General features: G+C 44.4%; 12 protein-coding genes and 2 tRNA genes. 3 read left to right on the plus strand and 11 right to left on the minus strand.

Going from position 1 to position 9,991, the window contains the following annotated elements; genetic code table 11:
* Genes ACLOR3_RS02075 through rsgA form a run of 5 tightly spaced genes read right to left on the minus strand, consistent with a single transcriptional unit; the run spans window position 1 to window position 4,374 of the window.
* Complete coding sequence (locus ACLOR3_RS02075; protein ID WP_411400102.1) at window positions 1-951, minus strand: 3'-5' exoribonuclease YhaM family protein; 951 nt, start codon at window positions 949-951, stop codon at window positions 1-3.
* Window positions 938-2,194, minus strand: coding sequence for a DNA recombination protein RmuC (locus ACLOR3_RS02080; RefSeq protein ID WP_129269929.1), 1,257 nt, complete (start codon window positions 2,192-2,194; stop codon window positions 938-940). The genes ACLOR3_RS02075 and ACLOR3_RS02080 overlap by 14 nt, the downstream gene beginning before the upstream one ends.
* Window position 2,195: 1 nt before the next feature.
* Window positions 2,196-2,861, minus strand: a complete 666-nt coding sequence (locus ACLOR3_RS02085; protein WP_411400103.1) for a thiamine diphosphokinase — start codon at window positions 2,859-2,861, stop codon at window positions 2,196-2,198.
* Window positions 2,821-3,480, minus strand: coding sequence for a ribulose-phosphate 3-epimerase (rpe, locus tag ACLOR3_RS02090; protein WP_023024510.1), 660 nt, complete (start codon window positions 3,478-3,480; stop codon window positions 2,821-2,823). The genes ACLOR3_RS02085 and rpe overlap by 41 nt, the downstream gene beginning before the upstream one ends.
* Window positions 3,481-3,495: 15 nt before the next feature.
* Window positions 3,496-4,374, minus strand: coding sequence for a ribosome small subunit-dependent GTPase A (gene rsgA, locus ACLOR3_RS02095; protein ID WP_125334989.1), 879 nt, complete (start codon window positions 4,372-4,374; stop codon window positions 3,496-3,498).
* A 330-nt stretch (window positions 4,375-4,704) separates the two neighbouring features.
* Between rsgA and ACLOR3_RS02100 the strand changes: the two genes are divergently transcribed.
* The 3 genes from ACLOR3_RS02100 to ACLOR3_RS02110 all read left to right on the plus strand — a co-directional run bounded on the left by ACLOR3_RS02100 (window position 4,705) and on the right by ACLOR3_RS02110 (window position 5,919).
* Window positions 4,705-5,625, plus strand: coding sequence for a CPBP family intramembrane glutamic endopeptidase (locus ACLOR3_RS02100; protein ID WP_154857216.1), 921 nt, complete (start codon window positions 4,705-4,707; stop codon window positions 5,623-5,625).
* Window positions 5,626-5,743: 118 nt separating this feature from the next.
* A tRNA-Leu gene (locus ACLOR3_RS02105) sits at window positions 5,744-5,826 on the plus strand.
* Between the two features lie 4 nt (window positions 5,827-5,830).
* Window positions 5,831-5,919 (plus strand) — tRNA-Ser (locus ACLOR3_RS02110).
* A 46-nt stretch (window positions 5,920-5,965) separates the two neighbouring features.
* On the opposite strand, the gene rsmA is transcribed toward ACLOR3_RS02110, so the two are convergent.
* The 6 genes from rsmA to ACLOR3_RS02140 all read right to left on the minus strand — a co-directional run bounded on the left by rsmA (window position 5,966) and on the right by ACLOR3_RS02140 (window position 9,936).
* Window positions 5,966-6,841: a 16S rRNA (adenine(1518)-N(6)/adenine(1519)-N(6))-dimethyltransferase RsmA gene (gene rsmA, locus ACLOR3_RS02115; protein ID WP_411400104.1), complete on the minus strand. Its 876-nt coding sequence runs from the start codon at window positions 6,839-6,841 to the stop codon at window positions 5,966-5,968.
* A 73-nt stretch (window positions 6,842-6,914) separates the two neighbouring features.
* Window positions 6,915-7,541 carry an immunity protein Imm33 domain-containing protein gene (locus tag ACLOR3_RS02120; protein WP_411400105.1) on the minus strand — a complete coding sequence of 209 codons (627 nt, stop codon included), beginning with the start codon at window positions 7,539-7,541 and terminating at the stop codon, window positions 6,915-6,917.
* A 20-nt stretch (window positions 7,542-7,561) separates the two neighbouring features.
* A complete protein-coding gene (gene rnmV, locus ACLOR3_RS02125) occupies window positions 7,562-8,146 on the minus strand; it encodes a ribonuclease M5 (RefSeq protein WP_411400224.1) in 585 nt (194 codons plus the stop codon).
* Window positions 8,118-8,888 (minus strand): TatD family hydrolase, encoded by a 771-nt coding sequence (locus ACLOR3_RS02130; RefSeq protein WP_314369006.1) that lies wholly within the window; start codon window positions 8,886-8,888, stop codon window positions 8,118-8,120. Before ACLOR3_RS02130 ends, rnmV begins: the two co-directional genes overlap by 29 nt.
* A 122-nt stretch (window positions 8,889-9,010) precedes the next feature.
* The gene (gene rpmH / locus ACLOR3_RS02135) at window positions 9,011-9,145 is read right to left on the minus strand and encodes a 50S ribosomal protein L34 (RefSeq protein WP_003003086.1); all 135 of its coding nucleotides are present in this window, start codon (window positions 9,143-9,145) and stop codon (window positions 9,011-9,013) included.
* 146 nt (window positions 9,146-9,291) lie between these two features.
* Window positions 9,292-9,936, minus strand: a complete 645-nt coding sequence (locus tag ACLOR3_RS02140) for a hypothetical protein (protein ID WP_048715697.1) — start codon at window positions 9,934-9,936, stop codon at window positions 9,292-9,294.
* Window positions 9,937-9,991 lie beyond the last annotated feature (55 nt).

Raw genomic sequence — 9,991 nt, forward strand, 5'->3', positions numbered from 1 at the left:
TTAGGAATCTTTTAAATTTGGCTTATAGAAGGAGCGGTTTTCCAAGGCAAAAATCTTATTGGTCATTTCACCAGGGCCTACTAAAGCTAAGGCAGAAGTCATCATCATCATTTCTGCATCCAGGTTATCAATCATATGGATGATCTCGGCTTCCATGATTTTTGGACGAACCGGGCTACCATATTCTAGTAGACCATGGTGACTCAAAATCACATGGCGCAACACGATCACATCTTCTTTTTGATCGTCAATCTTTAACTCTTGTAAGACCTTGGTAATTTCTTCATCGATGAGAGCGATGTGCCCGATGAGGTTCCCTCGAACTGTATACTCTGTATTTTCAGGCCCTGATAGCTCCAGTACCTTGGCAAGATCATGGAGCATGATGCCGGCATAGAGGAGACTCTGGTTTAATTGAGGATAAACCTGAGAGATGCTCTCAGCCAAACGAACCATGGTGGCTGTATGATAGGCTAAGCCAGTCTCAAAAGCATGGTGGTTGGTTTTGGCTGCAGGATATGAGTAGAACTCTTTGTTGTACTTGCTGTATAGCGCCCGCACCACACGTTGCCAAACTGGATTTTCTATTTTGAAAATCATTCCCGATAGGTAATCTTTCAAATCGACTGGATTTACCGGAGGTTTTTCCTTAAAGTCTGCTGGATTTGATGGCTCCCCACTTTGAGGTAAGCGCAAGGTTAACTGATTGACCTGAGGCGTATTGTTGTAGACCTCCCGACGGCCACTCATATGAACCACACGCCCAGCCTGAAATTGCTCTACATTGTGCGGCTGAGCATCCCACAATTTTCCTTCGATTGTGCCTGTCTCATCTTGGAAGACAAAAGCAAGATAATTCTTTCCAGCACGTGTCTGACGAACATCTGCTGACTTAATGAGGTAGAAACCTTCAAACAATTCGTCTTTTTTCATTTGATTAATTTTGACCATCATCTTCTCCATCTTCTAAATTCAATAGGCTTGCTATATCTAGATTCTCTGACGTTTCAATGTTTCGGAGTGTGCGCTCGATAGCATTTGTTCTTCGGTTTAAGAGGTCATCAATGTTGCCAGAGGCATGCTTCAACTGCCGTTGGGTCTTTTCTAAAACGCCTCCAAATTTTTGGAACTCCGTCTTGACGGATGCAAGGACCTTGCTAATATCATCCGCACTTCGTTGAATATTCAAGGTCTTAAATCCAACCGATAGGGAATTCAACAAGGCTGAAAGCGTACTTGGCCCCGCGACGACGATCTGCTCCTCTCTTCGGAGACGATCAAAGAAGGCTGGGTCGCGGACCACTTCTGAATAGAGCCCTTCCGTCGGTAAAAAGAGAATCCCAAAATTAGTAGTAGCAGGCGGATAGAGGTATTTTTGATGAATGTCCTTGGCAAATTGTTTGATACTAGCCAATAGGAGTTTGCGACACCGTTCAATCTCCTCTTTCTCCCCACTTTCATAGGCTTCTTCCAGTCGGTAATAACCGTCCAGAGGAAATTTAGAGTCGATTGGCAGATAGACATATTCCCCTCTGACCTGACCAGGCATCTTGATGGCATACTCGACGCGTTCGCTGGAGTTGGGAACTGTTACAAACTCTCTCTCGTATTGGGCGGGAGTTAGGATATCTTCGATAATCTGGCCGAGTTGGAGTTCTCCCATAATCCCACGGGTTTTCGTGTTAGAAAGAACCTTATTGAGACTTCCCACATCTCTAGCAACCGTCTGCATTTCCCCAAGACCTTTATTGACCGACTCCAATTGTTTGGAGACTGTCTCAAAGGAGGTTTGGAGACGACTATGCAAGGTTTTTTCCAACTTTTCTTCGACCGTTTGACGCATCTGCTCCAACCGCAAATCATTGGAAGCTTGAATCTGTTGCATCCGCTCGTCCGTTTTGTCTCGGTTTTTAGTGAAATTCTCAGCAAGTTCTGCTCGTAAAGCAGTCGTTTGCTGATGCATTTCTGTCCGTAATTCCATAAGACGGTCACTAATCGCCATCTCTATCTGCTGGCCAGTGATTTGCTGAGCTTGTCGCTCTCTCTCAAATCGGTAATCCAGCTGATCCGAAAGATGATCTTCTTGGTCCTCCAGTAAGTCACGGACCTGTTTGTTATCAGCTGTCCGTTGCTGGTAGAGCAAGAAGAGCAAGACAAGATTTCCCACTCCTAATACAAAAAGGATTATTTCCATCTTATTTCCCATCCTTGCTATAAACGATAAGGGCGTAGCCTCGATCAATGGTTAAGGTAATCGGCTGATTGATAAACTCGTTGGAACCATAAATAGCCTTTTTAAAATAATTGGTCTGATTTAAGGGATACTTGGCTCCTTCAATCTGGATGGAAGCTCCCTCAACTGGCATAAAAGCTACATAGGTATAGCCTGCTATAGGCAGAATGGTATGGTGGCCTGCTGGACGATAGCAGAGATAATTTTGTTTGTCCATTAAGTAAAGTTGCGACATAAAGGGTGCAATCTCTGGATCGCTGGGCAAAAAAACGCTGGCCAAGTGGTGATCCAGGCGACCACCAAAAGCTCCAAAAATCCGAATTTCCGCTTGAGGCCAACGTTCTAACACTTCCTTAATCGCCAATTCCAGATCCGTATCATTTTTTTCTGCTACCGAAGTCCGTAATTCGTGAGCCGCAGATTGAATACTCTGGAATTCTTCTGGCTCGACAGAGTCAAAATCTCCAACTGCTAAAGAAAGTTCCAATCCTTGCTCTAATAGGAAAAGACAGCCTGCATCCACCCCAACATAAACATCCAAGTCTAGCGGAATGGTCTCCACTCGGACTCCAGCTACAATCGCAACCTTAGTCTTGGATGGCTGCTCGAAGGGTTTGAACTCGTTCATTCACATCTCCATTAAACACATAAGAACCTGCTACAAAGACATTTGCCCCTGCTTCTTTCGCAGCGTGAATCGTCTTATCATCAATTCCCCCATCGACTTCAATATCGAAATCCAAGCCTTTTTCTTCACGCAATTGAACCAATTGACGAATCTTATCCATGGTTTCTGGCAGGAAGGCTTGCCCACCAAATCCTGGGTTGACAGTCATGACAAGTACTTGGTCTACCAAGTTCAAGATGTGTTGGATACTTTCAACAGGGGTTCCTGGATTGATGACCACACTTGGTTTCACCCCTGCCAAACGAATTTTTTGAAGGGCGCCATGGATGTGTGGCGTCGCTTCGACGTGAATGCTAATGATATCTGCTCCGGCACGCGCAAACTCTTCGATATGTTGCTCAGGATTGGTAACCATCAAGTGGCAGTCAAACACTAGCTTGCTGTGAGGACGCATACTAGCAACTACACCAGCACCAAAGCTGATATTAGGCACAAAGTGGCCGTCCATCACATCGATGTGAGCGTACTCCGCACCAGATGCTTCCAATTTCTTCAATTCACTTTCAAAATTTGCATAATCTGCACTCAAGATAGAAGGGGCTAATTTGTTTGTTTTCATATTCTTCAGGTCTCCTTATTTGGGTAATTTTTTCGATACTTTTTTGTAGGTTTCTCGCCTATTTTCGATCTCACTCAAGAACTGTAAGTAATTCTCATAGCGGAAGGAAGCTATGATCCCTTCCTCGACAGCAGGCTTGACGGCACAGGATGGTTCATGTGTGTGGGTACAAGTACGGAATTTGCAATCCTGGCTCACCTTGGCGATATCTGGAAAAGCATGATTGAGATCTTCCGCATTATCGACTTCATAATCTAGAGAGGAGAAGCCAGGGGTATCCGCAATTTTGCCCCCATTGAGATCATAAAAACTGACAGCTCGCGTCGTATGGCGGCCGCGTCCAAGACTGTCGGAGATTTCTCCTGTCTCTAGTTCCAACTCCGGAGCCAAGGTATTCAAGAGGGTGGATTTCCCCACTCCTGTTTGGCCCATAAAGACCGTCACCTGATCCTTCAAGAGAGGCAAGAGCTCTTCCTTATCCGTGACAAAGTCATAGCCCATTTTGCGATAGACTTCCTGGAAAGGAAGCATCTGAGCTGGATCTTCTAGTAAGTCCATTTTTGAAATATAGACAATCGGATGAATCACTTTTTGTTCCAAGAGGACTAAAAAGCGGTCCAATAAATTAACATTAAAATCTGGCTCTTTGGCAGACATGATGACAACAGCCTGATCTATATTCACAATGGGTGGACGGACTAAGCTATTCTTTCTTGGGAATATTTTTAAAATATAGCCTTCCGAATTTTCTTCAGCTGAAAATTCTACCTTATCTCCAACATAGGGAGTTTGTCCCTTTTTCCGGAAATTTCCTCGGGCGCGTGTTTGGTAAATTTCTCCCTCGCACTCCACATAATAAAAACCGGCCAAGGCTTTAACAATCGTTCCTTGCAACTAGCACTCCTTTAAAGTTAATACTACCATTATATCAAAAAATATACGATAGCGCTCGCTGACTTGGAGATGAAAAAGAGGAAGTTATTTCATTTTTTTGAGTAAGATGCAGGCAAGGGGTTGTAAACGTTTTCAGATAGGTTTATAATAGAGGAGAAGGACATAATATATATGCCTATCGTGGGAAGTCCAAACTATTTTATAGAAAGGAAGTGACGGAGACTGATATATTTCTTGACGAAGCTACCTGATTAGTAATGAAAGAAACCTTTTTTGGTACCTAATTTCCGACTTTCTTACTAATCCCTGCCAGTTATAAGGAGGTCCTTTATGAGTTTTTCATTTCTTTCCAAAAGTAACCCTCTCGTTTCTAATGTAAAGAAAGGGAAGTTTTTAACCCCTTGGTTTTTAGCTCCCTTTATTCTCTACTACATCACCCAGTACATGTCTCCGATCAGTACTGCTTCCACAAACTTCTTTTTGAACAAACAAAGTTGGATTCCCGACTGGTGGAATATTCTGGATCTTTTGTCCTTCCTCTACACCATCATCGCCTTCTTCCTCTGGGTGAAACTCATTGAAAAACGACCGGTTCGAACCATGGGCTTTTCCAAAGGAAATGGTCTCTCCGAATTCGCTAAGGGGGTCTTGGTCGGTGCCATTATGATTACTACGGTCTTAATCGTCTTCTTCATCACTGGTGATGTCCGTTTCGATCGTATTCAATTTAGTCTTCCTTTCCTCGTATCTTGGATCTTGGTTCTGATTGGCTATATTTTTCAAACGGCAGCCGAAGAAATTTATATCCGTGGTTGGTTGATTCCGATTATTTCTTACCATAAGAATGCTTACTTAGCCATCCTCATTTCTTCTACCATGTTTTCCTACTTCCACTTGAACAACAACGGAGCTTCCTGGCTTTCAACAGTTCACCTCTTCGTTTTCGGTCTCTTCACAGCAGTCTATGCCTTGAAGAGAGGAAATATCTGGGGACCTTGTGGCTTCCACTTCGCTTGGAACTTCATCATGGGAAATGTCTACGGCTTCCATGTCAGTGGCTTTGATAGTGAATCCTCACTGATGTACTTCACAACTTCAAACCGGACCTTTATCACAGGTGGTGAGTTTGGACCTGAAGGCGGGATCCCTGGCTTAGTCGTCTTTCTCCTTGCTCTCTTATGGGCCATTTTCCTTCTCAAAGATACCTCTGCAGAACAAGAAGAACTCTACCCTCAACTGAGTTATGAATAAATAAAAAAAGAAAGAGGCTGGGAAAATCCAGCCTTTTCTTTTTCCTCAATAGGTTCGATAAAAAGAAACATGCTATTTTTTCTTGGCATTTCTTTTAAAAAGAGTATAATAGAACTATGCGGAGATGGTGGAACGGCAGACACGCATGCTTCAGGCGCATGTGCCCCTTCGGGCGTGAGGGTTCAAATCCCTTTCTCCGCATCTTGGAAAGGTGGCCCAGCTCGGTACGGCACCGGACTCGAAATCCGGCAAGTGGATTTTCTTCACGCGCGGGTTCAAATCCCGTCCTTTCCTTCCATCATTCAAAAAGACATGAGCTTCATATCTCATGTCTTTTCTATTATTTGATCCCAGCTTCTAGAAGTCCGTCAGCCAAGCGGGCGAAATCTTCTAAGCTAAGGGCTTCTCCTCGTACAGATGGTTGCAAACCGGCTGCTTGGATCCCAGCTTCCAGTTTGGCTTTGATTTCTTCGGTCTTGCCAAAGCGACTGGTCAAGTTGTTCCAAAGCGTTTTGCGACGGTGGACAAAGCTAGCCTTGCTGACAGAGAAGAAGAAATCTTCATCCTTAACGGTTACTGCTGGTTCTGAGCGACGCACCATCTTGAGGATGGCAGAATCGACGTTTGGCGCTGGCACAAAGACGGTGCGAGGCACGATAAAGGCTACCTTAGCGGTCATATAGTATTGGACTGCAATGGACAAAGACCCGTAAGCCTTGGTATTAGGTTCGGCTGAAATGCGATCTGCCACCTCTTTTTGCATCATGACCACAAATTCTTGGAAAGGAATTTTAGACTCGATCAAGTGCATGAGGATGGGAGTCGTGATGTAGTAAGGAAGGTTGGCGACCACCTTGATCGGAAGCTCTGGATTTTTGAACTCTGCGATGTACTGGTTGAGGTCTACCTTGAGGATGTCTTGGTTGACAACCGTGACATTGTCAAAATCCCGCAAGGTATCCGCTAAGATAGGAACCAAGCGGTCATCAATCTCAAAGGCCATCACTTCTGCGGCATTTTCTGCCAAAAACTCAGTGAGAGCTCCAATTCCAGGACCGATTTCGATGACATTGACCTGCTTATCAATCTCAGCAGTATCCACAATCTTTTGAAGGATGTTGGTATCGGTCAAGAAGTTTTGACCGAAGGATTTTTTAAAGGTAAAACCGTGACGCTCTAGCACTGCCTTTGTCACGCTATAATCTGCAATTCTCATTTTTTCTCTTTTCTAATCCATTTAGTGTAAGAAATAATCACTCTATCTCTCTTGTGTTTCTCTACAAGCTAGCCTAACAGTCTTCCACAAAGGCATTCTGCTCCGCTTGGTAGACATAAGCTTCCCCGTTCTTATCTAAGACGGTTTCCAACAAGGGCTCTATTTCCAAGGCCTCTTCAAGACTGATAATGGTGATCTTAGATGGATCGTCCAAATCTTCCTGAGACTCAAAGCCTGTAAAGAATTGCCAACCACTATCTTGTGGATGATGAGGTACATCGTAAATCGCCCAATTAATCTCACGTCGTAGGAAGCAATCCTTGGTAATCATGGCCCCTTTTTGCGTATCAAGATTCAGCGGAGGAACCATCAGGCTTGCGATATGTTCCTGGGCAAATTCCAGCTCATCTCCAAGCTGGATGGAGGTAATATAAGCCGGTTGATTGGTTAAACGTCCTTTAAATTTTCCATCACGAATCTCAGTCAGTTCAACCCACATACGCTCTGCTCGACACCCATTCTCCAAAACGGTATCCAGCACAAAGATAAGGCGAACCTGATCTCCAAACTTCAATTGGTCGATTTCTTCTTGACTAGGAATCAAAAAATGTCGCGGGTTCTTTTGGTGCTCCACTTGAACATTCTCTAACGAAAAGCCGATCACTTTTTTCTTATCTGTAAACAGGTCGAACAATCCCATCTTCTACCTCTATCTCTTTTTTAATAACTAGCCATCGTTTCTTCAACTTCCGCTAATGTTACCCCAAACAACTCCAAGCGTTTGAGCAGTTGTTTGCCATTGCAGTAGCCGATGCGCAAGGCTTCTCCTAGATATTCCCGCCGTTTGCGACTGTCACTGCCCATCAGCAGGCCGAGTCGCATCAGATCTGATTTGGTAATATCAAAGAAATGCTCATCTTCATAGGAGGCCACCAGTCCCGCTAAGGCTTTTTCTAAGTCTTCAAAGCTGGCATGCTCGACTCCCAAGGAACGGCCCTTGGTTTTTGATTTGGGTACTGCTTCGCCACGATTTAAAAAGGCATGCTTGGCCTGCGGAATTTCTTGCATGATGATCTTACGAATGCGCTCCCCATTGTAATCCGGATCCGTAAAAACTATGACTCCACGCAACTCCTGCAAGGTAGCAATTCGTTCTAGGTCATCTTGATTAATGGCGGATCCACGTGTCTCATAGGTATCCACCTCATAATAGCGTTTCAGATTGGCCGTATCATCCTTGCCTTCAACAACAATCACTTCTGGTATTTTTCTTTTCTCAGTCAAGTCCAAATACCTTTCTCGCATTGTCATAGGTGGCTTGAGCTACTTCCTCTGTCGTCAAACCACGTAGTGTTGCAATATGATCCACTACATAGCGGGTGTAGGCTGTTTTATTTTCCCGGCCCCGCTTAGGAACTGGTGCCAGATAAGGGGCATCTGTCTCAACCAAGATCTTATCGAGCGGAAGGCCAGCTGCGGCTTCTTGGACATCTGTCGCCTTCTTAAACGTCACTACACCTGAGAAGGAAATCATCATTCCCAGATCCATAAAGCGCTTAGCTTCCTCTAAGCTTCCTGAGAAAGAATGCATGATCCCACCGCGCGGACCCACTCCTTCACTCTTGATAATGGCATAGGTATCTTCAAGAGCATCACGCGTATGCACTACAAAAGGCAAGTCCAAGTCCTTGGACAGTTGGATCTGACGACGAAAAACCTTTTCTTGAACGTCTTTTGGTGCTGTCATCCAGTGATAGTCCAGACCGATTTCTCCTAAGGCGACGACTTTAGGATGTTTCAACTGTTCCAGTAGGTAAGCCTCTACCTTAGGACTATAGTCTCCTGCCTCGGTAGGATGCCAACCAAGTGTGAGATAAACTTCCGGGTACTGGTCGGCCAAGGCTATTGCTCGTTCGATGGTTGGTTTGTCAAAGCCAACAACATTGTGGGCAAAGACTCCCAGCTCTTTAGCTAGTTCTAATTCCTCTTTTTCTCTCCCTGCAAACTCTTCAACGTTGAGGTGAGTATGGGTATCAAAAATTTGCATATGGATCCTTTTCTTCGATTTTTTCTCACTCTATTATAACAGAAAGCCTAGCTGAATACACTTTTGGCAAAACAAAAACCAGTAGTCTCGAGTTTCTACTGGTTTTTAGTTTTTTATCTGAATTACGCAGCCAAAACTTTGCGTCCTTTACGACGACGAGCTGCCAATACGCGACGACCGTTTTTAGTTGCCATACGGTGACGGAAACCATGTTTGCGCGCACGACGAAGTTTACTTGGTTGATAAGTACGTTTCACGATGAATACCTCCTCATAGATTTTGTATTCGTTTAGCCGGCTATAATGTGATCAGTTACTAAACATACTTTACTATTCTATCTGATTCACGTCTGTTTGTCAATAGCTATGAAAAATTTGTTGGGGCAGGTTCAATGATACCGCTTTTATTGGGCATCTCCTTCTATCCTTTGACGAGTCGCTTCATAGTAGGGAAGCAAGCTAGCCATTCCTTTTTTTAATTCCTCAAGAATGGCATCTCGACTCGTCGCTTGCGATAGATTGACATCGACTTTTACCAAGACCTTTCGGACCTGGCCAGTTTCCACACCTTTGAGAAGTCTCTGGCGATTGGCTTCTGTCCCTTGGAATCGTTGACTGACACCTTCTATTTGGGCGAAGTAATAGACTGGCGAAAAAACCGGAAGAGTTAAAACGCGGTTCTGCTTTTGTAGACTCTCCTCATCCTTCTTGCGTTCGATAAAACTTACTTCCAGGGACACACCAAAGTCCTTCGCATCTCCATAAAGTCGCAAGGCAAACATCGGATCCGCTATCTCTCCCTCTCCTTGGAGATAAGCCCAAAAATGAGGGCGAAGAATTTGAGCTTGATTCATCCACTGACTGGTCCGATCTTGTTTTAAATGCGGAAAGAGCTTCTGAAAATCGCTGACCAAGTGGGTGAATTCCTGCCGAGCTTCTTGCCCTAACTCGCGATACTCTACCATTCGCTCTGCATCCTCACCAGCTTTAGCAGGGGCTAGGTACTTGATCCCCTGACAATTCAAAAAGTCTCTCATCTTACTATACATTTTGGTCTTCCTTTCCCAAATAGAAAAGGAAAGAGCAAGCTTACACCCCTCTTTC

The organism is Streptococcus intestinihominis (assembly GCF_046824975.1).
Classification (GTDB): Bacteria; Bacillota; Bacilli; order Lactobacillales; family Streptococcaceae; genus Streptococcus.

Bases quoted from the DNA above. Each gene is read 5' to 3' on its own strand.
- ACLOR3_RS02075 (WP_411400102.1), bottom strand. From the start codon at position 951: ATGGTCAAAATTAATCAAATGAAAAAAGACGAATTGTTTGAAGGTTTC.
- ACLOR3_RS02080 (WP_129269929.1), bottom strand. From the start codon at position 2,194: ATGGAAATAATCCTTTTTGTATTAGGAGTGGGAAATCTTGTCTTGCTC.
- ACLOR3_RS02085 (WP_411400103.1), bottom strand. From the start codon at position 2,861: ATGAACGAGTTCAAACCCTTCGAGCAGCCATCCAAGACTAAGGTTGCG.
- rpe (WP_023024510.1), bottom strand. From the start codon at position 3,480: ATGAAAACAAACAAATTAGCCCCTTCTATCTTGAGTGCAGATTATGCA.
- ACLOR3_RS02100 (WP_154857216.1), top strand. From the start codon at position 4,705: ATGAGTTTTTCATTTCTTTCCAAAAGTAACCCTCTCGTTTCTAATGTA.
- rsmA (WP_411400104.1), bottom strand. From the start codon at position 6,841: ATGAGAATTGCAGATTATAGCGTGACAAAGGCAGTGCTAGAGCGTCAC.
- ACLOR3_RS02120 (WP_411400105.1), bottom strand. From the start codon at position 7,541: ATGGGATTGTTCGACCTGTTTACAGATAAGAAAAAAGTGATCGGCTTT.
- rnmV (WP_411400224.1), bottom strand. From the start codon at position 8,146: ATGCGAGAAAGGTATTTGGACTTGACTGAGAAAAGAAAAATACCAGAA.
- ACLOR3_RS02130 (WP_314369006.1), bottom strand. From the start codon at position 8,888: ATGCAAATTTTTGATACCCATACTCACCTCAACGTTGAAGAGTTTGCA.
- ACLOR3_RS02140 (WP_048715697.1), bottom strand. From the start codon at position 9,936: ATGTATAGTAAGATGAGAGACTTTTTGAATTGTCAGGGGATCAAGTAC.